The organism is Flavobacterium psychrotrophum (genome assembly GCF_003403075.1).
Lineage (GTDB): Bacteria > Bacteroidota > Bacteroidia > Flavobacteriales > Flavobacteriaceae > Flavobacterium > Flavobacterium psychrotrophum.
The window spans coordinates 1,957,981-1,981,973 of the sequence record NZ_CP031557.1 but is presented as its reverse complement, the minus strand read 5'-3'; the positions used below and the strand labels follow the sequence as shown (position 1 = coordinate 1,981,973).

The 23,993-nt window shown below is 42.0% G+C and carries 20 protein-coding genes; 12 read left to right on the top strand and 8 right to left on the bottom strand.

Annotation, left to right across the window (positions count from 1 at the left end):
• Window positions 1-48: 48 nt before the first annotated feature.
• From DYH63_RS08600 to DYH63_RS08585, 4 genes are all read left to right on the top strand, one after another.
• Window positions 49-2,145: a glycoside hydrolase family 97 protein gene (locus tag DYH63_RS08600; RefSeq protein WP_116790779.1), complete on the top strand. Its 2,097-nt coding sequence runs from the start codon at window positions 49-51 to the stop codon at window positions 2,143-2,145.
• 7 nt (window positions 2,146-2,152) lie between these two features.
• Window positions 2,153-3,913, top strand: a complete 1,761-nt coding sequence (locus DYH63_RS08595) for a family 43 glycosylhydrolase (protein WP_116788423.1) — start codon at window positions 2,153-2,155, stop codon at window positions 3,911-3,913.
• A gap of 62 nt (window positions 3,914-3,975) precedes the next feature.
• Complete coding sequence (locus DYH63_RS08590; RefSeq protein ID WP_116788422.1) at window positions 3,976-5,415, top strand: MFS transporter; 1,440 nt, start codon at window positions 3,976-3,978, stop codon at window positions 5,413-5,415.
• A gap of 88 nt (window positions 5,416-5,503) precedes the next feature.
• Complete coding sequence (locus DYH63_RS08585) at window positions 5,504-6,025, top strand: nuclear transport factor 2 family protein (protein WP_116788421.1); 522 nt, start codon at window positions 5,504-5,506, stop codon at window positions 6,023-6,025.
• A 73-nt stretch (window positions 6,026-6,098) separates the two neighbouring features.
• Here the strand turns inward: DYH63_RS08585 and DYH63_RS08580 are convergent, their stop codons facing one another.
• Window positions 6,099-6,584, bottom strand: a complete 486-nt coding sequence (locus DYH63_RS08580) for a CvpA family protein (RefSeq protein ID WP_162926967.1) — start codon at window positions 6,582-6,584, stop codon at window positions 6,099-6,101.
• A gap of 131 nt (window positions 6,585-6,715) precedes the next feature.
• Between DYH63_RS08580 and DYH63_RS08575 the strand changes: the two genes are divergently transcribed.
• Complete coding sequence (locus DYH63_RS08575; RefSeq protein ID WP_116788419.1) at window positions 6,716-7,012, top strand: hypothetical protein; 297 nt, start codon at window positions 6,716-6,718, stop codon at window positions 7,010-7,012.
• Between the two features lie 46 nt (window positions 7,013-7,058).
• On the opposite strand, the gene DYH63_RS08570 is transcribed toward DYH63_RS08575, so the two are convergent.
• From DYH63_RS08570 to DYH63_RS08560, 3 genes are all read right to left on the bottom strand, one after another.
• The gene (locus DYH63_RS08570; RefSeq protein WP_116788418.1) at window positions 7,059-7,880 is read right to left on the bottom strand and encodes a DUF4249 domain-containing protein; all 822 of its coding nucleotides are present in this window, start codon (window positions 7,878-7,880) and stop codon (window positions 7,059-7,061) included.
• Between the two features lie 6 nt (window positions 7,881-7,886).
• Complete coding sequence (locus tag DYH63_RS08565) at window positions 7,887-10,265, bottom strand: TonB-dependent receptor (protein WP_116788417.1); 2,379 nt, start codon at window positions 10,263-10,265, stop codon at window positions 7,887-7,889.
• Between the two features lie 134 nt (window positions 10,266-10,399).
• On the bottom strand, window positions 10,400-10,771 hold the full coding sequence (locus DYH63_RS08560) for a hypothetical protein (protein ID WP_116788416.1): 372 nt from the start codon (window positions 10,769-10,771) through the stop codon (window positions 10,400-10,402).
• Between the two features lie 149 nt (window positions 10,772-10,920).
• Between DYH63_RS08560 and DYH63_RS08555 the strand changes: the two genes are divergently transcribed.
• From DYH63_RS08555 to DYH63_RS08545, 3 genes are all read left to right on the top strand, one after another.
• A complete protein-coding gene (locus DYH63_RS08555; protein WP_116788415.1) occupies window positions 10,921-11,487 on the top strand; it encodes an AraC family transcriptional regulator in 567 nt (188 codons plus the stop codon).
• Between the two features lie 69 nt (window positions 11,488-11,556).
• The gene (locus tag DYH63_RS08550; protein WP_116788414.1) at window positions 11,557-13,980 is read left to right on the top strand and encodes a heavy metal translocating P-type ATPase; all 2,424 of its coding nucleotides are present in this window, start codon (window positions 11,557-11,559) and stop codon (window positions 13,978-13,980) included.
• A 19-nt stretch (window positions 13,981-13,999) separates the two neighbouring features.
• Window positions 14,000-14,215, top strand: a complete 216-nt coding sequence (locus DYH63_RS08545; RefSeq protein WP_116788413.1) for a heavy-metal-associated domain-containing protein — start codon at window positions 14,000-14,002, stop codon at window positions 14,213-14,215.
• Window positions 14,216-14,501: 286 nt separating this feature from the next.
• Here the strand turns inward: DYH63_RS08545 and DYH63_RS08540 are convergent, their stop codons facing one another.
• Window positions 14,502-16,070: a hypothetical protein gene (locus DYH63_RS08540; protein ID WP_116788412.1), complete on the bottom strand. Its 1,569-nt coding sequence runs from the start codon at window positions 16,068-16,070 to the stop codon at window positions 14,502-14,504.
• 186 nt (window positions 16,071-16,256) lie between these two features.
• Here DYH63_RS08540 and DYH63_RS08535 point away from each other — a divergent pair, with 186 nt between their 5' ends.
• The 4 genes from DYH63_RS08535 to leuB are packed head-to-tail and all read left to right on the top strand — an operon-like array spanning window position 16,257 to window position 20,516.
• Entirely contained in the window at window positions 16,257-17,429 is a 1,173-nt protein-coding gene (locus tag DYH63_RS08535) for a 2-isopropylmalate synthase (protein WP_116788411.1), read from the top strand.
• Window positions 17,430-17,434: 5 nt separating this feature from the next.
• Window positions 17,435-18,817: a 3-isopropylmalate dehydratase large subunit gene (gene leuC / locus DYH63_RS08530; protein ID WP_116790778.1), complete on the top strand. Its 1,383-nt coding sequence runs from the start codon at window positions 17,435-17,437 to the stop codon at window positions 18,815-18,817.
• Window positions 18,817-19,404, top strand: a complete 588-nt coding sequence (gene leuD / locus DYH63_RS08525; protein ID WP_116788410.1) for a 3-isopropylmalate dehydratase small subunit — start codon at window positions 18,817-18,819, stop codon at window positions 19,402-19,404. The genes leuC and leuD overlap by 1 nt, the downstream gene beginning before the upstream one ends.
• The gene (leuB, locus tag DYH63_RS08520; RefSeq protein ID WP_116788409.1) at window positions 19,401-20,516 is read left to right on the top strand and encodes a 3-isopropylmalate dehydrogenase; all 1,116 of its coding nucleotides are present in this window, start codon (window positions 19,401-19,403) and stop codon (window positions 20,514-20,516) included. Before leuD ends, leuB begins: the two co-directional genes overlap by 4 nt.
• 77 nt (window positions 20,517-20,593) lie before the next feature.
• Here the strand turns inward: leuB and DYH63_RS08515 are convergent, their stop codons facing one another.
• The 3 genes from DYH63_RS08515 to DYH63_RS08505 form a co-directional block, all read right to left on the bottom strand.
• A complete protein-coding gene (locus DYH63_RS08515; protein WP_116788408.1) occupies window positions 20,594-22,411 on the bottom strand; it encodes a chloride channel protein in 1,818 nt (605 codons plus the stop codon).
• 73 nt (window positions 22,412-22,484) lie between these two features.
• Complete coding sequence (locus DYH63_RS08510; RefSeq protein ID WP_162926966.1) at window positions 22,485-23,117, bottom strand: DNA alkylation repair protein; 633 nt, start codon at window positions 23,115-23,117, stop codon at window positions 22,485-22,487.
• 34 nt (window positions 23,118-23,151) lie between these two features.
• On the bottom strand, window positions 23,152-23,733 hold the full coding sequence (locus DYH63_RS08505; protein ID WP_116788406.1) for an acyl carrier protein phosphodiesterase: 582 nt from the start codon (window positions 23,731-23,733) through the stop codon (window positions 23,152-23,154).
• Between the last annotated feature and the right edge of the window lie 260 nt (window positions 23,734-23,993).

Genomic DNA, 23,993 nt, shown 5'->3' with positions numbered 1-23,993 from the left:
TTGTGGTAAAAAATATTTTCTATGTATATTTATGAAATTTTAAAAAATATGAAGCTTCAATTATCAGTTCTCTTATTTTTTTTGTTTGCCCATACATTTGCGCAAACCGTACTATCTCCCTCTAAAGAAATCAGCGTTGATTTTAAAACAGATGCTTCAGGCAAACCCTTTTATACTGTAAGCTATAAAGGCAAAGCCGTAATTATAGACAGTTACCTGGGCTTTACGTTTAAAAATCTGCCGGCATTCGACCAAAATTTTACCATTACAAATACACAAACCGCTACTGTAAACGATAGCTGGAAGCCCGTATTGGGCGAAGTAGCAGAGATAAAAAATAACTACAACGAACTTAGGGTGTCACTATTACAACAGTCTACAAACCGAAAGATGGATATTGTGTTCCGTGTGTTTGATGAAGGTGTGGGGTTTAGATATGAATTTCCAAAACAGGACAACCTGAACTATTTTATAGTAGAAAAGGAGGCAACCCAGTTTAACCTAACGGGGAACCATAAAGCCTTCTGGATTCCGGGTGATTTTGACAGCCAGGAATATGTGTATAACGAAACCCGCCTTAGCGCTGTAGACAACGACAAGCTAAACCTTAATAACGGCATTGCCCTTAAAACGGTAGGGGGCAGGTATACCATACAATCGCCGCTGATGCTTAAGGCAGACAACGGTTTGTACATCAACATTTTTGAAGCTGCGGTTATCAACTATCCGGTAATGCACCTGGATTTAAATGTGAACAATTTTACATTGCAGTCGCATCTTGTGCCTAATGCCATAGGCGATGCTGCTTACCTTCAGGCTCCGTGCCATACGCCGTGGCGCACTGTTATGGTAAGCAACGATGCCCGTAAAATAGTGGCGCAAAAAATGATACTAAACCTTAACGAGCCTTCTAAAATAGATGATACCTCATGGATAAAACCTATGAAGTATGTTGGCATCTGGTGGGAAATGCACGTAGGCAAATCTACCTGGGATTATTCTGGTTCGCAAAATGCGCAAAACCAGCAAACGGGCGAATCTATAAAAGTACCACATGGTGCCACTACAGAGAATACCAAACGCTATATCGACTTTGCTAAAAAGAACGGCTTTGACGGGGTACTTGTCGAAGGCTGGAACACCGGTTGGGAAGACTGGAACGGTAACTGGAAAGAAGAAGTTTTTGACTTTGTAACACCTTATCCTGATTTTGATATTAAAGCCATTAACGATTACGCAAAACAACAGGGTGTAAAGATGATCATGCACCACGAAACCTCGGGCTCGGTAGCAAGTTACGAGCGCCAGTTAGACAGGGCACTTGAGAATATGGTACAGTACGGCTATCCTGCCGTGAAGACAGGCTATGTAGGGCGCATCATCCCAAGGGGGGAGTACCACGACGGGCAAACTATGGTAAACCATTTTAACTATGTGCCAAAGCGCGCAGCCGATTATAAGCTCATGGTTAACTCACACGAGTCTAGCCGACCTACAGGCGTGCACCGCACCTGGCCAAATTACATAGCTGCTGAGGCTGCAAGGGGCAACGAGTTCAACGCATGGAGCACCGGAAACCCTCCTGCGCATGAAACCATTCTACCGTTTACACGCTTACTTGGCGGCCCTATGGATTACACGCCGGGTATCTTCGAAATAAAAATGAGCACGTATAAACCGGGATCTACAGAGCAGGTGCATACTACACTTGCTAAGCAACTGGCTTTGTATGTAACACTATATAGTCCGTTACAAATGGCGGCTGACCTTTTAGAAAACTACGAAAAACATCCTGATGCTTTTCAGTTTATAAAAGATGTAGCGGTAGACTGGCAGGATACAAAGGTGCTGGAGGCCGAGCCGGGCGATTATATTACCATAGCCCGCAAAGCTAAAGGCAGCGAAAACTGGTTTCTTGGGGCTATTACGGATGAACATGCCCGCGAGAGCAAAATTTCGTTAAGTTTTCTTACGCCGGGTAAAAAGTATAAGGCAGTTATTTATCACGATGGCAAGAATGCCGACTGGAAAAACAACCCAACTAGCTATGCCATAGATTCGCAAACGGTAACTTCAAAGTCAAATTTAAAACTGCAACTGGCACCGGGAGGTGGCACGGCGGTAAGTTTTATTCCCATCAATTAAAATTACAATGAAAAAAATATTTCTCTTACTCATAATTGTTTGCAGCATTACTTTTGGCTATAGCCAAAACAAAACCTACTGTAACCCCATTAATATCGACTACGGCTATTGTCCCATTCCTAATTTTGTTACCCAAGGTAAGCACCGTGCCACGGCCGACCCGGTAATTACCTTTTTTAAAGGAGAATATTACCTGTTTAGTACCAACCAGTGGGGCTACTGGCACAGTAAAGACATGAGCGACTGGAAATTTATTCCGCGCAAGTTTCTGAGGCCGGAACATAAGGTATATGATGAACTGTGCGCGCCTTCGGTATCTTTTATAAACGATACGCTTTTGGTTGTAGGCTCTACACACACTAAAGAATTTCCTATCTGGATGAGTACAAAGCCCGATGGCGATAACTGGAAAGAACTGGTGCATAAGTTTGAAGCCGGTGCCTGGGATCCTTCTATCTTTTGGGATAAAGACACCGATGAACTGTACCTGTACTATGGCAGCAGCAACCTGTACCCTTTGTATGGTGTAAAGCTAAACCGCAAAACCTTTCAGCCGGAAGGCGAAGTTATTCCGCTACTTGCGCTTAATGATGACGAGCACGGCTGGGAACGCTTTGGCGAACACAACGACAATACCTTTATGCAGCCCTTTACCGAAGGTGCTTTTGTGACCAAGCATAACGGCAAATATTACCTGCAATATGGTGCACCGGGTACAGAGTTTAGCGGTTATGCCGATGGTGTATACGTTAGCGATAAGCCACTAGGCCCATTTGAGTACCAGGCGTTCAACCCTTTCTCTTATAAGCCCGGAGGTTTTGCAAGAGGGGCGGGGCATGGTGCAACCTACCAGGATGTAAATAACGATTACTGGCACGTGTCTACCGTAGTGCTGGCTACAAAAAATAATTTTGAAAGGCGACTGGGTATTTGGCCCGCAGGCTTTGATAACGATGGTGTTATGTACAGTAATACCGCTTATGGTGATTACCCTACGTATTTGCCGTCAGGAAAAAAAGAGCATACAGGCCTTGCTTCTTTTACCGGATGGATGCTGCTTAACTTTAATAAACCCGTACAGGTTTCGAGCACACTGGGAGGCTTTCAGGCAAATTACCTGACAGATGAAGATATTAAGACTTATTGGAGTGCTAAAACGGCCAATAAGGGTGAATATATTATTAGCGACCTTGGCGAGGTAAGCACCATAAATGCCATACAGCTTAACTATGCCGACCAGGATGCTGATATTATGGGCAAGCCTGCCACTACCACCGGGCATAAGTACATTATTTACCATAGCAATGACGGTAAAAAATGGACGGTACTTGTAGACAAAAGCAAAAACGATAAAGATGTACCGCACGACTATATAGAGCTGGCTAAACCTGCCAGAGCCCGCTACCTGAAACTGGAGAATATAAAAATGCCTACGGGTAAGTTTGCATTGAGTGGTTTCCGTATCTTTGGGCGCGGCGCGGGCGAAAAACCTGCTGCCGTACAAAATTTTGTGCCGCTTAGAGCTGCCCCACGCATTAAGGGAGAACGCCGCAATGTGTGGTTTAAGTGGCAACAGGAACCTAATGCCGATGGTTATGTAATCTATTTTGGTAAGGATCCTCAAAAATTATATGGTTCAATTATGGTATATGGAAAAAATGAGTATTATTTTAGCGGCCTAGACAGGACCGATGCTTATTATTTTGCCATAGAGCCATTCAACGCAAATGGCATAGGCCCGCGTTCTGAAGTAAAAAAAGCCGAGTAGCACCGGCGCTTAATTAGAAACCCAAACATTTATATATTCACAATTAACCCTTTAACCAAACTATGAGTCAATCTAATGCTCAAACCAAGTGGGGACAGTTTATCCCACTGGTCACTGTTTTCTTTTTCTGGGGGTTCATTGCCGCGAGCAATGACATCCTGATCCCGGTTTTTAAAACCGCGTTTAACCTTACCCAATCGCAAAGCCAGTATGTGTCTATCGCTTTTTATGTAGCATATACAGTTGGTTCTTTACTGTACCTTGGTATTTCTTACATTACCAAACAGGACATTGTTAACCGCCTTGGTTACAAAAACTCCCTTGCACTTGGACTGCTTATTTCGGCTGTAGGTAGTTTTTTGTTTTATCCTGCTGCCGAAACAGGATCTTTTGCACTAATGCTTTCAGGCTTGTTTATTGTGGGCCTTGGCTTTTCGCTGCAACAAACCGTTGCTAACCCGCTTGCTATTGCATTGGGGCCTGTTAATACGGGTTCACAGCGCCTTACCCTTGCAGGTGGTATCAACAACCTTGGTACTACCATTGGGCCGCTTATTGTAAGCTTTGCAATTTTTGGAGATGCTACCGCGCCTGCCACCACGGTAGACATCAACAGTGTAAAATTGCCATACCTTATTTTAGGTGGAGCTTTTATACTGGTTGCCATTTTCCTTAAATTTTCATCGCTTCCAAACCGTCCAGAAATTGAAGAAGAAGTTGTTGTAAAAGACAGCGTATCTACAAAAAAATCGGCATTGGCATATCCGCAGCTTGTAATGGGTATGATCGCCATATTTGTATATGTAGGCGTAGAGGTTTCAACTGCCAGTAACCTGCCAGCATATCTTGAAGAAGGCCTTGGCTTTGCCACAAGTGCCGTAGCGCCTTACGTATCGCTTTATTGGGCGAGCCTTATGATAGGCCGCTGGGGTGGTGCAGTGGAGGCATTTACCAGCGATGTATCAGCACAAAAAATATTAAAAGTGGTTGCTCCTTACCTTGCCTTTGGTGTATTCCTTGGCGTAAATGCCTTTATGGGGCATGACCTTGCACCATTTTATGTATATGCAGCCATTATTATTGTGCTTATAATAGCTGACTTTGCAAGCCAGGGTAATCCTGCAACAATGCTTGGCCTTTTTGCAATACTTGGTATCGTAGCCTTAGTTATAGGTATGGTTACAGAGGGCAACATCAGCGTATACGCCTTTACAAGTGTTGGCTTGTTTTGTAGCACACTTTGGCCTTGTATCTTTACACTTGCGGTTACCGGTCTTGGCAAACACACCAGCCAGGGTAGTAACTTCCTTGTAATGATGATTATGGGTGGTGGTGTTATAAGCTACATACAGGGTGCTGTTGCCGGCGAAATAGGTATCCACAGCAGCTACATCGTAGGTGTTATATGTTTTGCCTACCTTGCTTTTTATGCCTTTACTGTTAAGGGAATCCTTAAAAAACAAGGGTTTGAACTTGGCCGTGTAAGCGGTGGAGGACACTAATTAAAACTATTGACCTTATTATACAATCCGCCCGGAACTTTTATTCCGGGCGGATTTTTTATACATTAGCTTTTCAATATCACAACACATGAAAAAAATATCTCCTTATCTGGCCATTACATCATTATGCGTAAGCTTGTTCCTGTTATCTTCGCCAAAAGAAAGCAACCTGACAGACGAAACACCTGTAATTAATACCCTTTTAAACGACTGGCACGCTGCAGCTGCCCGAGCAGATTATACTGCTTACTTTGGCAAAATAGCTAAAGATGGCCATTATATGGGTACAGATGCTATCGAGAACTGGGATAAGACTGCATTTGCTGCCTTTAGTAAACCTTATTTTGACAAAGGTAAGGCCTGGGATTTTAAAGCCCTGGAGCGTCATGTGTTTTTTAGTAAAGATGGTAAGACAGCCTGGTTTGATGAACTGCTGGATACTAAAAACATGAAGATATGCCGCGGTAGTGGTGTACTTGAAAAAGACGGTAAAGACTGGAAGATAAAACACTACGTACTGAGCGTAACTGTGCCTAATGAAGTTCTTGATGATATACTACCTGCAAAGGCAAAGTATGAAGATGCTGTGATTGCCAGGCTGAAAAAGTAGTCAGTGTTCAGTAATCAGTGTTCAATTGGCAGATCCGGCAACTGACAACCAACAACTGACAACCAAATAACTCTTAAGCAAACCACGTTTTAAGTATCGGGAAGATATACGTACTGATGCTTAAGACAGGGTTAAAAAACAGGGAATCGTCTAGTGTTTGCTGTGATGCAAATGTATTGCTGCTGTTTAGTTTTAAGAAGAAGTTAAGCGCAACGCTTACAATGAGTGCCATTTTTACTAACCCAAAGAAGCCCCCAAGAATACGGTTTACAGATCCAAGCCCGCTAAAGTCGGCTATTTTGGTAAATACTTTGGCAAGTAGTATAACACCCACGACCACGCCTATAAACGTCAGTAAAAATGCCGTTATGCTTGCATATTTAGGATTACCAAGATGGCCTTGAAACATAGTGCCTACAAAACCGCTGAACTTTACAGCAATAAACATTCCCAGTAATAAGGCCACCACAGAGGCGAGTTCAGAGAATAGGCCCTTCCATAAGCCCTTAACAAATCCGTAGGCCAGTAAGCCGCCAAGTATAATGTCTATTAATTCCATTGCTACAAAAATAGCCTTTATCGGCATATATAAAACTAGAAGGGGAGTTACTATAGGGTATTTTTAGGGCAATATTTTTATTTGTCCCTAAAACACAATATATTAGGCTTAAATTTAACGAAATCAACCTTATGAAAAACCTCAAATTATTTGGCTTGCTATTCTTTTTAGCCTTCCTTACGTCTTACGCCTCTAATATTACCAACGACCTGACAGGTGGCTATTTTGATGTTTACCTTAAAAATAATTGTAATAAAGAAGTAGAAGTAAGGGTGCGTGCAGATGGTTCCAGCTCTGTTTCCAAATACAAAACAGGGGAGAAGATCAAAGTGCCTGTAAAAGCCGGTTACGAGGTGTATGTAGACGGAAAACTGCTGCTAAAGCTTACAGATGCAGAAAGCGGTAAAGAAATAAACCTTTGTAAATAAAAATCAAAGCCCGGCACATGCCGGGCTTTGATTTAAAATTATTCTATCAGTTTACAGGATAAGTAAACTGATATACCTGGCTTAGCCTGAAATAGCCCAGCGCATAATTAGATTCGTCAGTCTGGTTTACAACGTTACCACGAACGGTTGCCGGCGGAGTAGTAAAGGGTCCGCCACCACTACCACCCGCTACATCCAGCAGCTTTGCCATATAATTATAGTATTGTTTAGAAATACCGTAAAGCTTAATATCCAGTTTGTCGCCTGTTTTTAAGTCCTCATGGCTAAAGTAGTTGAACATCTCATTACCGTTTGTAAAGCGGTCTTCCATTACATCATATTCCGGGAACGGAATAACATCAGTGTCATAGCGTACCATGTAGTAGTTCTCCTCATCGGCAGGGTCATTAAAAAAGAAACGTACTTCTTTATCTTCGCCTAAAAATCCACCGTTATCTGTTTGCTGTATGTGGGTTACATTAGGCACATCATAAAGTGTTTCTGTAGCAGTATAAGTCTGTCCGTCATTTATAACAGTAAGTACATAGGTTTGGCCTGACTCCGGCAAAAAATTTGCGCAAACATATGAACCTGTACCCGGAGTTTCTGTAAAATTATAAACAAAACCGCGGCTGTTAGTAATAAATACGGTAGCATTACTAACCACAGGTATCTCTGTGTTGTAATAGCCCGTTGTAGTGGTAAGTTTTATGGTTTGTACAGTACCCGGTGTTTCTTTTTCCCAGTTTATAGAAGCGTCTATTACAAGGCGTGGCGCCGCAGTTTCAAGGTCTACATCTACAACTTCTTCACAGCCCGTTAAAAATAAGCTGCTTATCATTAATGCTATATAGAATATCTTTTTCATGGCAAATTAAAATTTAAAGTTGTAGGTAACACTTGGTATCATACCAAAAATAGAAAGCCTTGTGGCCTCATTATTACCACGATCTTCGTTTTGGCTAAAGGTAATTGATGATGCGTTTTGCCTGTTGTACAGGTTGTAAATACTAAATACCCATTCGCCTTTAAAGCCTTTTTTACGCTCGGGGTGCGGTGTATAAGTTGCCGAAATATCAAGGTGATGGTATGCAGGCAGGCGTTCTTCATTCCGTAGACCATAGCTTGGTACAATAATATCGCCATACTGGTACTGCCCATTAGGGTAAGTTACAGGGCGCCCGCTTTGCAGGGTAAATATAGCGCCAAGCTGCCACTTCTTATTTAAGTCATAAGCACCGGTAACCGAAAGGTTGTGTAGTTTATCATAACCGGATTTGTACCACTCTCCGTTATTTATACCCGTTTCTGCAGCGGTACGTCCCGGCGTCTGTTGCTCGGCGCGAGAAAGGGTATAGGATATCCAGCCGGTAAGACGGCCTTCGTTTTTACGGATTAGTAGTTCAAGTCCGTATGCCCTTGAGCGACCATTAAGTACCACCTGTTCTATAGTGTTGTTGGCTATCAGGTCGGCGCCATCTATGTAGTCAATACGGTTTTTAACGGTTTTGTAAAATGCTTCTGCCTCAAGAGAGTACGCGTCATTTTTAAAGTTTCGGAAGTAACCCAGTGCATACTGGTCAAGTAATTGAGGTTTAATAAAATTGTCGCTGGGTGCCCATACATCTAATGGTGTTGCAGATGCCGTGTTACTTATAAGGTGTATGTACTGTGCCATGCGGTTATAGCTGGCCTTAATACTTTGGTCGTCATTTAGTTTATAAGATATGCCTGCACGGGGTTCCAGGTTATTAAAATCGGCAATAGTCTGGCCGCTGCTGTAGTGCCTTGTACCTGTTGGTGTTGCCTCCTCATATATTTTAAGGGCGTTATTAAACACTACGGCCTGATTATTAGCATAGGTATTAAGTGTCTGGCTGCCCATACGGTAAAACAGGCTGTAGCGTAAGCCATAACTTACCGTGATTTTATCTGATAGCTCCTGCTCGGCATCCGCGTAAATAGCGGGCTCTAAGGCATACTTCTTGTCAAGCTGATCGGGATTGACAGATGATGTATTACCTACCGGAGTAATTGTACCCGGATTAAAATCATAATACACTGCATTCAACCCGTAAGAAAGTTTCAGCTTATCGCTGACGTAATGTTTAAAGTCGTATTTAAGATTGTAATTTTTGATGCCGCTATCCCAATTGAAGCCAATAAAATCGAGTTTCATGCCATAATAGTAATCGCTGTATATCATGCTAAGGTTACTGAATAGCTTGTCGCTAAACAGGTGGTTCCACCTAAGGTTGATAAGGCTGTTGCCATACAGGTTGCTAAAACTGTCGCTGATATCAAAAGCATCACGCCCAAAATACCCTGATAAGTACAGGTTATTATTCTCTGTAAGCTTGTAGCTCAGTTTAGCGTTAAGGTCGTAGAAATAGGCCGAGTTGTCGTTGTTTGCCAGCTTAAGAAACAGGTGTGCATAACTCGCCCTTCCGCCTATAAGGAAAGACCCGCGCTCTTTTACTATGGGGCCTTCGGCTAATAAACGACTTGATATAAGCCCAATGCCTCCTGTCATATGATATTCTTTATTATTGCCCTCCTTCTGGTAAATATCCAGTACAGATGCCACCCTGCCACCAAAACGTGCAGGTATACCACCCTTATACAGCCTTAAATCTTTAATAGCATCAGAATTAAATACAGAGAAAAAACCAAAAAGGTGAGAAGAATTGTAAAGTGTAGCTTCATCAAGCAATACAAGATTTTGGTCGGCTGCACCACCGCGCACGTTAAAGCCAGATGCTCCTTCGCCGGCGTTAGTAACGCCGGGCAGTTGTAGTATCGATTTTAAAACGTCTACTTCGCCCAGTACAGCAGGCATTTTTTTAATCTCTGCCACACTAAGCTTGTTCATACTCATTTGTGGTGTTCGGATGTTTGCCTTGGGCTTATCGCCACTTATTACAACTTCTTCAAGTTCTTCACTGCCAGATACAAGACCAAAGTTTTTACGTACATTACTGTTTAGCGTCACGGTTTCTTCGATGGTGCCAAAGCTAACGTAACTTACCTGTACCGTGTAAATGCCTTTAGGTAATGAGAGCGAAAAAAATCCATATTCGTTTGTGGTAGTGCTGGTTTGCGTTTCTTTAATATAAACGCTGGCGCCAATTAGGGTTTCATTACTGCCGGAGTCGGCAATGGTACCGCTTAGGGTAAATTTTTCCTGCGCAAAAACGGCGCTGAAGATAAATAAAAGGCATACCGTCAGGTAGGTCCTGGTGGTTTGATTCATGATTGTGTTTTAATTGATGGTACTTTGTAACGTTTGTAAGACGCTTTTAATTGCCGTATGTTACAGAAAATTACTATAATTTAACACGTATGCCCTTAATTTTCAAATCATCCTGCCATCAATTAAATAGTATATTATCCTTCTGTCATCTCATAATATTCTTTTCCCGAATCATATTTGCAGTCAGATATGAGTATGTCATTTTTAAGAAAGTAAGTACCGCCATTAGGCGTATCAACAGATATTCCGCCATTATTGATTCTATAAGAATAGGTGCTTTTAGTAATTTGGGGATCCTTGTTTTCAGAAGTGCTTAAATGGCTTATAAAGGTAACCGAATCTTTTGTAAAAGCGATGGTGGTGTATTGGTACACCATATAACCACCTGTTGTTGTTTCTTTACAGCTTTTTGTTGTTGAACTTTTGAATTGCCTTCCTGCAAGCGATTTTTGTGCCAATGCAAATAGTGGTAGCAAAATGAAAATAAGGATGAATATCTTTTTCATGGATTGGTATTTTCTATAAGGATAACAAAATTGCGTAAAAGGTTGGGAGGGCATGCAAATTTTTTTAGACGTGTTTTGGTCTTTATGTAAGCATTGCAAACCTCGTGGTAAAATGAGTTACCTTTGCACTATAATCTTTGATCTGGTAAATGAAGCTTTCGATAAAAAATATGGTATGCCCGCGCTGCATTACTGCGGTAGAAAAGTTGCTTTCTGATGTAGGACTGCATCCTATTACTGTACAACTGGGCGAAGCAGAAACTGCTGTAGAGCCTACTGAAACCCAAATAAATTTACTTAAACAAAAACTACAGGATTCAGGATTTGAATTATTGGAAGATAATAAATTACAAATAATTGATAAAATAAAATCTATTATCATTAACCAGATTCACCATAATAATTCGCCGGTTGTTTTCTCTGAACTACTGGCTTCTGAGCTGCACCGCGATTATTCAGGGCTTACAAAATTATTTTCTGCTACAGAGGGAATAACTATTGAGCAGTTCATCATACTTCAAAAGACAGAAAGAGTAAAAGAGTTATTGGTTTACAATGAGCTTACCCTGAGCGAAATTGCCGATACTATGGGCTACAGCAGCGTAGCACACCTTTCTGCACAGTTTAGTAAAACAGCCGGGATGACTCCTACAGCATTCCGTAAGCAGGGGGCAGCCTTGCGCACGCCGCTGGACGCGATTTCTAAAAAAGTGTAAACCCTTTCCGTAATCCTGTAATTTCTTAGTTTTATTAATGCCGAACTTTGTAAAGTAAATTTTAAAGTTATGGCAACCCCTAATATAAAAACCTTTTACCTGCCGCTACAGGATGTAGACAGTGAGCACTGCGCTATGATTGTAGATAGAGGACTTGATGAGGTTAAGGCACTACAGTCGCATAAAGTTGAGCTAAATAATAATCGTGCGGTAATAGAAACGGTTGATGCTGCTACTGCAATACCCGATGCTGTGCAGCACATTCGTAGTCTGGGGTATAATGTAGCCACAGTAAAAAAAACACTACCCGTGCTAAATATGAGTTGTGCATCTTGTGCTGCCAGTAGCCAGGAGGTGCTGCAAATGCAGCCTGGTGTGGTAAGTGCCGGTGTGAATTATGCGAACGGAAATGGCACAATAGAATATATCCCTACCATTACAGATGTACAAACCCTTAAAGCTGCATTACAATCGGTAGGTTTTGACCTGCTTACAGATGAAAGTGAAGAAGCGGCTGACAGTCTTGCTGAAATTCAGCGGGAGCATTTTATTTCCCTGAAAAAAAGAACCATTTGGTCAGTAGTATTGTCTGTTCCCCTTATTGTTATTGGTATGACACCTGCTTTTATGAACGAAGCCTGGGCTGCCTATACCATGTGGCTGCTTGCCACTCCTGTAGTATTGTATTTTGGCAGGCAGTTTTTTGCAGGCGCTTACAAACAGGCTAAGCATCGTTCTGCTAACATGGATACTCTTGTAGCGCTCAGTACAGGAGCTGCCTATCTATTTAGCGTATTTAATACGCTATTTCCTGATTTTTGGCACAGCCGTGGGCTGCACGCACACGTATATTTTGAGGCTAGTGCAGTAGTTGTTACTTTTATACTACTGGGCAAGTTGCTTGAAGACCGTGCTAAAGCCAAAACATCTTCGGCTATAAAAAGCCTTATAGGATTACAGCCCAAGACCGTGACGGTAGTGCACGAGGGCGGACACCAAATGGAAATGCCCGTAAGCAGCGTTACAGCTGGAACAATATTGCTGGTAAAGCCCGGTGAAAAAATAGCAGTAGATGGTACTGTTGTTACCGGAAGTAGTTATGTAGATGAAAGCATGATAAGTGGTGAACCTGTTGCTATTGAAAAAACTAGAGAAAGCAAAGTTTATGCGGGAACTTTTAATCAAAAAGGCAGTTTTCAGTTTCGTGCAGATAAGGTTGGAGGAGAAACACTTTTAGCACAAATTATTAAAATGGTTCAGGATGCCCAGGGTAGCCGCGCCCCGGTGCAAAAGCTTGTAGATAAAATAGCGGGTGTTTTTGTACCCATAGTTATAGGGATAGCGATATTTACCTTTATTATATGGGCTGTGTTTGGTGGTAGTAATGGTTTTACGCAAGGTTTACTTGCTATGATAACTGTGCTGGTTATTGCCTGCCCATGCGCTCTTGGGCTTGCTACGCCTACTGCTATTATGGTAGGAGTGGGCAGAGGGGCGGCCTTAGGTATATTGATAAAAGATGCTGATGCGCTGGAACGTGCCGGTAAAGTTAGTGCTGTGGTTTTAGATAAAACAGGTACCATAACTCAAGGTCGGCCAAAAGTAACAGCAATGAAATGGTTTACTGACGAAACTGTTCCCCTAAAAAATATATTGTATTCTATAGAAAAGTCATCATCCCATCCTTTAGCTGCCGCAGTAACAGAGTGTATAGCTGCCTTATTTACAGAAGAAATTGTAGTGGAAAACATTCCGGGTAAAGGTGTAAAGGCTATGTATGCAGAAAGGCCTTACCTTGTAGGTAATGAAGCGTTACTAAAAGAAAACAACATCGATTTTACAGCCACAGCCCGAAACTGGATTACTACACAAGCTGAAGCAGCGCAAACACTTGTGTTTTTTGCTGATGATACGCAGTTACTTTGTGCTATAGCCATAGCTGATGCGGTAAAACCTACTTCGGCAGAAGCTATAAAAGCATTGCAGCGTGAAGGTATTGATGTATATATGCTTACCGGAGATAATGAGCAAGCCGCCAGAGTCATAGCAAATAATGTAGGGATTACCCATTATAAGGCAGGAGTACTTCCGCAGGATAAGCTTGATTTTATAAAGCAGTTGCAGCAGGGCAAAGTAGTAGCAATGGTGGGCGATGGTATTAACGACAGTGCAGCCCTTGCACAGGCCGATGTGGGTATTGCCATGGGGCATGGTAGCGACATAGCTATAGACGTGGCTAAGGTTACTATAATATCGGGCGATTTGCTAAGGTTGCCACAAACCATTAGCTTATCTCGAAAAACAATGGCTACGGTAAAGCAAAACCTGTTCTGGGCGTTTATTTATAACGTCATAGGTATACCACTAGCTGCCGGAATTTTATATCCGGTAAACGGATTTTTACTCAGCCCAATGATAGCGGGAGCAGCTATGGCACTAAGCAGTGTGAGTGTGGTAACTAATAGCTTATTGCTGAAAATTAAAAGATTGTAAAAATTAAATAATTAAAAATATGAAAAAGGAATTTCAATTTAAGACAAGTATAAACTGTGGTGGTTGTGTGGCTAAAGTTACACCATTACTTAACAATGCCGAAGGTGTAGAAAGCTGGAGTGTTGATACCGTAAACCCTGATAAGATACTTAGCGTTACCGTTGACGGCATTGACGAAAATGCAGTTATTGATACGGTTAAGAAAGCCGGGTTTAAAATAGAGTTGGTAAATTAAAGGCCCAAGAATTTTACCACAAAGGACACCAGGATTTTCACAAAGAACACTAAGCTGGTTGGAATATAAGTTATCCTGAAAGGACACAAAGCTTTACTTCGTCAGTTCGGACTTCGCCCTCGTGTGTATTCTTCCGCTAAAGGCGGTTTTCATCGTGCGCTTTGTGAAAATCCTGGTGTCCTTTGTGGTAAAACATATTTGTCAGGGAGTTTTGTCTTATAATTACAGGCAATATTTTTCATCTTTCGAATGGTCAGGTTTTTAAAAACTGTTCACATTCATTAAATTACCGCAGCCCTTCACTTAGTTTTTTCTTCACCTTCTCTGCAATGATCTCAGCAATGGGTCTGTCCTGTATGTTACTTTCCAGCCATGATAGCAGGTCGAGATACAGAAATGCACGGCGCTCAAACGGGTGGTTCTCAAACTGGCTCAGGTTGGCGTGCAGTTTTTTAAATTCGTTCTTTATTTCGAGTGGCGATATATGTGCCAGATTCCTCAAAAAAGCAATGATGGCCTTTTGCACTTCGTGCAGGTCATTCATTTTTATCAAAAAGTTGTAGGTAGAACGCACAAGTGCTTCAAGCCTGTAATCCATTCCTGCCTGGTAATGGGCAGCAAGGTTAAGCAGGTGGGCAAAACACATCAGGTCTTCACGTATTTTAGAAGTCTTACTGTTGATTATCTTTTTCAGGTAAAAAATACATTGCTTATATTCTTGTGCCCCAAAGTGGTAACTGGCTATTTTGTAGTAGAGTACCATAACATGATGCTCGTCAATTTTGTCCTTATAACGATTCAGCTTTTTATGTATGGTTTCAAGCAGGTCTTCGGCACCACTAAATTCAGCCTTCATAAACCTTAAATTCAATTTATTAGAATAGATGTACAGGAATGATAATACAATAATATTATCATCGTCAGGTATGGCCTCATTGCTCATAATGGCTTCAAACCTGTCAAGCGCAGTCTCAAACTGCCCTGTACGATTCAGGTAAAACAGCGCTTCCAGTACATAGTGGTTCCCTTTAATATAGAACACGGGATGCACAGCCACAAGATGCGGATTCTTTTCAAAAAGGCCAACCCAGCGTGTAGCATAACGGTAGCAAGCTACAAAATCCTGTGTCAGGAAACTGTACCACAAATACGCCTGGTAGAGCCATAGTTTTTCCCTGAAGCCCAGTTTTTCCATTTCATAATCAGGCAGGCTTTTAAAAAACTGGTTGCTTACTTCCTGTGCTTCCTCATCGGTACGGGCATAGCCGTTTTTCAGGAAGGTATTGTACATATCCAGCGCCAGGTTGCTCAGTTGGCTTGCAATATTATTAAGGTAGGTAAGCTCGTTTGTCTGTTCAATGAGCATATCAGCGCGGTTATTACGGCTTCGGGTAATGTACTGACTTTCAATAATTTTTTCAAGATCAAGTATTTCGTAGCCAATATTCTTTTCTTCATAGGCAATTGCTTGTCCTTTAAGCTTATCCAGTAGTTTAAGACATTGCTGGTACAATCCTTTTCGGTATAATATCATGGCAAAGTCAAACTGCTCGCGCAGTTGTAACGGAATGTTTCGCTTAGAAGGGTTTAGCCTAAGGCTGGTAAGTATCTGGTTATACAAGTGTGCCTTAACGTTGCTTAACTGGTCTTTACTTATTTTAGTCGCCTTTAATATGGCTGGCTCATCATATTCCTTTTGGGCAGACAGCACTTTAAACAAGCTAAGGAACTTACTATCGTTATTAGCAGATATACGCATTACATAAAGTGAAAACTGTCTTTTCTCTGACGAGGAAAGCGATTTTATCAGGGTAAGCAGGTTATCGGTTAACTGGTTGCGGTTTTTAGTACTCATAAAATCAAATTTACAAACTATTTTTGTTAAATATACTGACTCAGGTATCATAAATATTTATTGTTTAAGTTTTTGATAATTAGTTTTTTATGAGTGATAATTTCTCCTTTGGTATCGTAAACGTTATTTTTAGATAAACTGTGCCTGCATAGTAAAATCTACCTTTAGTTTAAAATACACAGGATTATGAAAAACGAGCAGATAGAAATTTTTGACACCACGCTTCGCGATGGAGAGCAGGTGCCGGGCTGTAAACTGAATACAGAACAGAAGCTTAAAATTGCTGACGCGCTCGATAATCTGGGTGTAGATGTTATAGAGGCAGGATTTCCTGTTTCGAGTCCGGGCGATTTTAAATCGGTTACCGAGATATCAAAACTGGTTAAAAATGCCGTAGTTTGCGGGCTGACGCGTGCCGTTAAAAACGATATTGAAGTAGCTGCCGAGGCTCTTAAATATGCGCGCCGTCCCAGGATACATACCGGTATAGGTACATCTGAATCGCATATAAAATTCAAATTTAATTCTACTCCTGAGAAAATTATAGAACAGGCGGCAGAAGCTGTGGCTTACGCCAAAAAGTTTGTATATGATGTAGAGTTCTATGCCGAAGATGCGGGACGTACTGATAATGCTTATTTAGCAAAAGTGTGTAGCGCTGCTGTAAAAGCCGGTGCTACCGTACTTAACATTCCGGATACTACAGGGTATTGCCTGCCCGATGAATATGGCGCTAAAATAAAATATCTTAAAGAACATGTGGTGGGCATAGACCGTGTAAGGCTGTCGTGCCACTGCCATAACGACCTTGGTCTGGCTACAGCTAATGCCATAGCCGGAGCTATTAATGGCGCCCGCCAGATAGAATGTACCATAAACGGTATAGGCGAACGCGCAGGTAATACGGCTCTTGAAGAGGTCGTCATGATATTGCGCCAGCATCCGGCACTTAACCTTACTACAAACATCAAAACTAAAAACCTGTTAGGCATCAGTAAAATGATAGCTAATGAGATGGGGATGTTTGTTCAGGCTAACAAAGCCATTGTGGGCGATAATGCTTTTGCACACAGCTCCGGGATTCATCAGGATGGAGTTATTAAAAACCGCGAAACATATGAAATCATTAACCCTGCCGATGTAGGCGTTACAGAATCGTCTATAGTGCTTACGGCACGCAGCGGCCGCAGCGCGTTGGCATACAGGGCTAAAAAAATAGGGTATGAGCTTACCAAGGCCGACCTTGATATTGTGTATCTTGAGTTCCTGAAATTTGCAGACAGTTGCAAAGAGGTGGTAGAGAACGACCTGCACCGTATTATTGAGGGTTCTAAAAGCAGGTTAGAGATAAATATTTAATGGTAATGAAAAAGACACTTTTTGATAAAGTCTGGGATGCGCATGTGGTAGAATCTATACCCAACGGCCCCAGTGTTTTATATATAGATAAGCACCTTATACATGAGGTTACCAGTCCACAGGCTTTTTCTGAGTTGGAGGAGCGTGGCCTAAAGGTATTTCGTACAGAACGCATTGTTGCCACGGCAGACCACAATACGCCAACTAAAGACCAGCATTTACCCATTAAAGACGATATGTCGCGCAGGCAGATAGAAGAACTTACACTAAACTGCGAAAAAAATGGCATTACCTTTTATGGCCTGGGCCATCCGTATAACGGCATTGTGCACGTTATTGCTCCGGAGCTTGGTATTACACAACCGGGTATGACCATAGTATGTGGCGACAGCCATACCAGTACACACGGAGCCTTTGGTACTATTGCTTTTGGTATTGGCACCAGCCAGGTAGCTCAGGTTTTTGCAAGCCAGTGCCTGCTTTTAGAAAAGCCAAAATCATTGCGTGTTAACGTAAACGGCACGCTAAAAAAAGGTGTTACGCCGAAAGACGTTATTCTGTATATTATTGCCAAACTGGGTACCAACAGCGGTACGGGCTATTTTTGTGAATACGCAGGTGATGTGTTTGAAGAGATGAGTATGGAGGGGCGTATGACGGTGTGCAATATGAGTATAGAAATGGGTGCCCGTGGCGGATTGATAGCTCCGGATGAAACTACATACGCATATGTAGAGGGGCGTGAATTTGCCCCTAAAGGTGCCGAATTTGAAAAGAAGAAAGCATACTGGGACAGTTTAAAGACGGATGAAGGTGCTGAATTTGATAAAGAATATACCATTGCCGCCGAAGAAATAGGCCCTATGATAACCTACGGTACTAACCCGGGGATGGGCATAAAAATAACAGATAGCCTGCCAAAAAGCGACGATGCCTCAGCCGAAAAGGCATTGGCATATATGGGCTTTACCGGTAAACAATCGTTATTGGGACAGCAGATAAACTATGTGTTTATAGGCAGTTGTACTAATTCGCGCATTGAAGATTTCAGGCAGGTGGCAGATTATATTAAGGGCAAGACAAAGGCCGGCAATATTACCGCGCTTATAGTGCCAGGGTCGCAGCAGGTGGTTAAGCAAATCGAAGCTGAGGGACTTGAAAAGATATTTACAGATGCCGGTTTTGAAATTCGGGAACCGGGCTGCTCTGCGTGCCTGGCCATGAACGAAGACAAAATTCCTGCGGGGGAATATTGCGTTTCTACAAGCAACCGCAACTTTGAGGGTAGGCAGGGGCCGGGTGCACGCACCATTTTGGCAAGCCCGCTTACCGCAGCTGCCATTGCTATTGAAGGTAAAATTATTGACTATACCCAAAACCTGAATTAATGGAGAAGTTTATTTCTTATACGGATACCGTTGTACCATTGAATATTGCCGATGTAGATACCGACCAGATCATTCCGGCGCGGTTCTTAAAATCGACTGATAAGGCAGGCTTTGGCGATAACCTTTTTAGGGACTGGCGCTATAATGCCGATGGTTCGCTTAATAATGGCTTTCCGCTTAATGATACGCGGTATAGCGGTACCATATTAGTGGCGGGCGATAACTTTGGCTGCGGGTCGAGCCGTGAGCATGCTGCCTGGGCCATTGCAGGGTACGGGCTTAAGGTTATTGTATCGAGTTTTTTTGCTGATATTTTTAAGGGTAACAGTCTTAACAACGGGCTGCTTCCGGTACAGGTAAGTCCGGATTTTTTGGCAAAATTGTTTGAAGCTACAGTAGCAGATCCTGCTACAGCAGTAACCATTAACCTGGAGGAGCAAAGTATCACCTTTATAGGAGGTAAAGAACATTTTGATATTGACCCGTATAAAAAACTATGCCTTATTAACGGCTACGATGATATGGACTTTTTAGTAAGCAGGCTTGATGCCATCGCTGAATTTGAAAAAAAACAAGCAGTGCTATGAAATTAAAAATTGCAGTATTATCAGGAGACGGCATTGGACCGGAAGTTACCCACGAAGCCATCAAGACACTAAACGCCATATCTAAAACCTTTGGACATACCTTTGAGTACCATGAAGCAGCTGTGGGTGCTATTGCTATAGATGAATTTAATGACCCGTTGCCTGAAGCTACCCTCACAGTTTGTAAAACGACTGATGCGGTGTTATTTGGTGCCATAGGACACCCTAAATATGATAACGACCCCAGTGCACCTGTACGCCCGGAACAGGGATTGCTAAAGCTGCGTAAAGAGCTGGGATTATATGCCAATATCAGGCCTACAACTATGTATGCCAAACTAGCCGATCAGTCTCCGCTTCGTCCGGAACGCATTGCCGGGGTAGACCTTACCATTTACCGGGAACTTACAGGGGGTATTTACTTTGGCGAAAAAAAGCTGAGCGATGATAAAACATTTGCATCAGATTTATGTAGCTATAGTGAGCAAGAAGTAGAGCGTATTGCCGTAATGGCTTTTAAATCCGCACAAAACCGCCGTAAAAAGCTTACCCTTGTAGACAAAGCAAACGTGTTGGAAACATCGCGTCTGTGGCGCAGGGTAGTTACCGAGTTGGGCAAACAATACCCTGATGTAGCGTTAGACTTTTTGTTTGTTGATAATGCTGCCATGCAGCTTATTTTAAACCCGGCACAATTTGATGTGATCGTTACCGAGAATATGTTTGGCGATATACTATCTGATGAGGCCAGTGTACTGGGAGGCAGTATAGGGCTTGCAGCATCAGCATCGGTAGGGGATAAGCATTCAATGTTTGAGCCCATACACGGTTCGTACCCACAGGCGGCAGGTAAGGGCATTGCAAATCCTGTTGCGTCAATACTATCGGCTGCCATGTTGTTAGAGCATTTTGACCTTTATGATGAGGCTGCGCTTATTAAAGCCGCTGTAACAGCGAGTATTGATCAGGGTATTTCTACCCAGGATGTTGTAGCAGGCAGCAATTACAGCACTAAAGATGTAGGTAATTTTGTAGAACATTACATTCTTAAGCAGGAAGCACCCGTTGCCGGGCTTGATAATGTAACCATAGGCAGTTCTACGATTATATAGTTGTTCAGATTCTTAAAAAAGTGAAAAGGCAGTTTTGTTATATAACGAAACTGCCTTTTGTTTATCAGGATACCTACTTAATCAATAACCATATCCCTGTGTTTCTCACGGTAAGATTCTAACACTTTTTCTTTATATATAAACCCGTAGTAACGCTCGTCTTTTAAAATAGGCAGATATGCTGTGTGGGCTTCTTCGAATTTTTCGAGTACCATTTCTATAGAGTCTTCTACGGACACTGCAAAATCTGGCGGAGACATCAGTTCCTCCATTTTACTGTATTTAAGCTTAAAAGGGCTAAATATAAGGTGACGTATCTTATCGAAGTCTACCACGCCCAGTAACCTGTTCTTATCATCAGTAACCGCAAAATGCGAGTGGTTCGAATTAGCAAGTAATGCAATAACATCCTCGGGTTTTTGGTTAGGCGAAAGGGTAGGGAGGTCGGTACATATTACTTCCATTATGTCGATGCTTGATAGCACGTTTCTATCTTTATCAGATGTAAATACCTGCCCTTTAAATGCCAGGTCTTTTACATCCATAGAGTAGGTTTCAAATTGCTTACTTACCGCATAGCTTATAGATGATACAATCATTAAGGGTACCATAAGGTTGTAACCGCCGGTAATTTCTGCAATAAGAAAGATGGCAGTAAGCGGCGCATGAAACAATCCGCTTAGAATACCTGCCATGCCTACCAGCGTAAAGTTGCCTACAGGCAAATGTGTAAGCCCGGTAAGGTTAAAAAACTTGGCTACAGCAAAACCCAGGTAAGACCCTACAAAAAGCGATGGGGCAAAGTTACCACCGTTACCGCCACTGGCAAGTGTAAGACCCGTGGCAAATGCTTTTATAAACATGGTAAGGCCTATAAACAGTAATAATATCCAGGGGCTTTTCTGGAAACCTTCCAGTAGTGTGTTATCCAGTAATACTTCGGGGTGTGGTGTACTCAGGGTTTTGATACTCTCATAACCTTCGCCAAATAATGTAGGGAAAAAGAATATCAGTAAGGCTAAAGGTATGGCACCATACAACGCTTTACGGTACCCTTTGATGCGTAGTTTATGAAAATGGCGTTCTACCTTCTGGAATGCCTTTGCGTGGTATAAAGATACAAATCCTGCCAGTATGCCCAGTAGTATATAAAAGATGATATTGTGGTAATCAAACTCCTGGCGTGAACGGAATGAAAGCAATACTTCCTGGTTTAGCACAATGGTAGAAACCAGTGCTCCTGTGGCAGCAGATATCATTATGGGGATAAATGCAGAGATGGATACATCGGTCAGTACAACTTCTATAGCAAACAAAACACCAGCAATGGGTGCGTTAAATGCTGCTGCTATACCTGCTGCTACACCGCAGGCTAACAGTAGTATACGGTCTTTTTTGTGAAGTTTATATTTACGTGCAAAATTAGACCCAAATGCAGCCCCAGTAACGGTAATGGGCGACTCAAGCCCTGCCGATCCGCCAAGCCCTACAGTAAGTGAACTTGTAATGATCTGGGCATACATTTGCTTTCTGGGCATGATGCCACCTTTTTTTGCTACGGCGACGAGTATGCGCGAACTTCCTTTTTCAATTTTATTTTGCAGTACTTTTTTTATTACAAGTACTGTGAGTAATATACCTACAATAGGTAGTATACTATTTATATAAGGCAGCTTTAAATAGCTGTTTACATAAGTAGCCAGCCTAAACACGTTATGGGCAAAACTTTTAAGTATTATTACCGCAAAAGATGTAGAAATAGCTACTATTACTGCTGATAAATAAATAAAATGCCTTTCAGACAACAGGCTTTTGAGGATAAAAAATAAGGCTTCTAATCGGGCAAGGTTACGGCGTAGCCAAAGCCTGAATTTGGAGTCTTTTCTGGTGGGCATTGTAGTAAGTGGAATTTGAGAATTTGCAATAAAACGCTAAGATACTCCATTTACTAAAAAAATACCGCCTTATTTATAAGTTTTTTAAGGCTTCGCGAGTGCTTAGAGGTTTAAGCTGGGCAATATTTACAAAATTTTTTACAGCTTCAGGATTTGTTTTTCCGTACTCCCGCAGCGCCCATCCTATGGCTTTTTGTATAAAGAATTCTTTTGAAAGGCGGTGCTTTTCACAAAGACTAAAGAGTAGTTTTGCATTGGTATCTTTTTTATACCCGAGCTGAAAAATAATGGCACTCCGGTTAAGCCACATATTTTCTGAACCTGAAAATTTTTCAATTACTGTTGTAATGCTTTCGGGATATTGTTTGAGGTAACCACCCAGCAGGTATTTTGCTATGGTATCTACACTATCCCACCACGAGTGGGTAATGAGCATGTGCTCTATCAGATCAATATCGTTTGGGACAAACTTTTTATGCAGCTCTTTTATCAATATCTCGATAGCATAATAATGATATTCCCGTTGTGGCAGGTTGTATAGTTGTAGTGCAACGGTGCGGGCTTCAGCCTGTATTTCCTTTTTATGTTTTAAGAGGATTTCCTTTTGTACATCGCGGCGAAGGCCTGTTTTAATACCAACGAACGGAAAATTCCCCTTCATATATGCCGCCATTGCCGCAGCGTTGGTGCTGTCGGCGTTTTCCATGAAAGCTTTTTTGACATCAATAACAAAATCCATTTTAGAGTTCGCTCAATTTCTGGATTACATGCTGCTTCAAATCTTCAAAAAATACGGTAAACTCAGCTTCATATTCGGTATAAAATTCCTGCAACTCGTTTATAGCCGTTGTCATGCCCGATCGGTGTTTTGTACGATAGTCCATTTGCGCTAGCGTGCGGGCTATACCCTCAAGGCTGGCATAGCTTAGCAGCCAGTTGTGCTCTGTCATGTGCTGCACTGAGCTAAGGCTTCGGGGTGGCAGTATTGAAAGGTTTCTATTGAGCAGGCTGTAAAAATCCTGTGCATAATCTGCCAGTGGCACAGCATGGTAATTATTCCAGTTCTTAGCCAGGAAGTGATCATAAAAAATATCCATAATTACCCCCGCATAGTGGTGGTAGTTGGCGTGCAGCCTTTTAGTACCCTGCCTGAATATAGGATGCGCATCAGTATAAGTATCAATGGCACGGTGTACCATGATGCCTTTTTGAATCTCAGGATGAAACTTGGTGGGTTGCCCGTGGATACCGTCGGCAATGAAGTTACCAATCTTTAAATTGTCGTTGTCTCCGGAAAGGTAAATGTGTGCAAGAAAATTCATAAGCCCGAAGATAACATTTTAAGTCGAAAGTAAAAAGTCGAATGGTTAGTGTCTCAGGGTAAACGCAACATAAAAAATAAGCCACGAATTCCTCGAATTTTCACAAATTTCAGAAATCATTCAATTCGTTATATTCAAAGTGATTTAAAGCAGAATGAAAATTTGTGAAAATTCGAGGAATTCGTGGCAAAAAATAAAGCAAATGAAATGATGCGTTTGAGCTGACCAATGTCTATATCATACCCAACGGTTGCTATGCA

Coding starts and splice junctions, on each gene's coding strand:
- DYH63_RS08540 (WP_116788412.1), bottom strand. CDS start 16,070: ATGAGTACTAAAAACCGCAACCAGTTAACCGATAACCTGCTTACCCTG.
- DYH63_RS08505 (WP_116788406.1), bottom strand. CDS start 23,733: ATGAATTTTCTTGCACACATTTACCTTTCCGGAGACAACGACAATTTA.
- DYH63_RS08550 (WP_116788414.1), top strand. CDS start 11,557: ATGGCAACCCCTAATATAAAAACCTTTTACCTGCCGCTACAGGATGTA.
- DYH63_RS08595 (WP_116788423.1), top strand. CDS start 2,153: ATGAAAAAAATATTTCTCTTACTCATAATTGTTTGCAGCATTACTTTT.
- DYH63_RS08555 (WP_116788415.1), top strand. CDS start 10,921: ATGAAGCTTTCGATAAAAAATATGGTATGCCCGCGCTGCATTACTGCG.
- DYH63_RS08515 (WP_116788408.1), bottom strand. CDS start 22,411: ATGCCCACCAGAAAAGACTCCAAATTCAGGCTTTGGCTACGCCGTAAC.
- DYH63_RS08575 (WP_116788419.1), top strand. CDS start 6,716: ATGAAAAACCTCAAATTATTTGGCTTGCTATTCTTTTTAGCCTTCCTT.
- leuC (WP_116790778.1), top strand. CDS start 17,435: ATGAAAAAGACACTTTTTGATAAAGTCTGGGATGCGCATGTGGTAGAA.
- DYH63_RS08560 (WP_116788416.1), bottom strand. CDS start 10,771: ATGAAAAAGATATTCATCCTTATTTTCATTTTGCTACCACTATTTGCA.
- DYH63_RS08590 (WP_116788422.1), top strand. CDS start 3,976: ATGAGTCAATCTAATGCTCAAACCAAGTGGGGACAGTTTATCCCACTG.
- leuD (WP_116788410.1), top strand. CDS start 18,817: ATGGAGAAGTTTATTTCTTATACGGATACCGTTGTACCATTGAATATT.
- DYH63_RS08545 (WP_116788413.1), top strand. CDS start 14,000: ATGAAAAAGGAATTTCAATTTAAGACAAGTATAAACTGTGGTGGTTGT.
- DYH63_RS08570 (WP_116788418.1), bottom strand. CDS start 7,880: ATGAAAAAGATATTCTATATAGCATTAATGATAAGCAGCTTATTTTTA.
- DYH63_RS08565 (WP_116788417.1), bottom strand. CDS start 10,265: ATGAATCAAACCACCAGGACCTACCTGACGGTATGCCTTTTATTTATC.
- DYH63_RS08600 (WP_116790779.1), top strand. CDS start 49: ATGAAGCTTCAATTATCAGTTCTCTTATTTTTTTTGTTTGCCCATACA.
- leuB (WP_116788409.1), top strand. CDS start 19,401: ATGAAATTAAAAATTGCAGTATTATCAGGAGACGGCATTGGACCGGAA.
- DYH63_RS08510 (WP_162926966.1), bottom strand. CDS start 23,117: ATGGAAAACGCCGACAGCACCAACGCTGCGGCAATGGCGGCATATATG.
- DYH63_RS08580 (WP_162926967.1), bottom strand. CDS start 6,584: ATGGAATTAATAGACATTATACTTGGCGGCTTACTGGCCTACGGATTT.
- DYH63_RS08535 (WP_116788411.1), top strand. CDS start 16,257: ATGAAAAACGAGCAGATAGAAATTTTTGACACCACGCTTCGCGATGGA.
- DYH63_RS08585 (WP_116788421.1), top strand. CDS start 5,504: ATGAAAAAAATATCTCCTTATCTGGCCATTACATCATTATGCGTAAGC.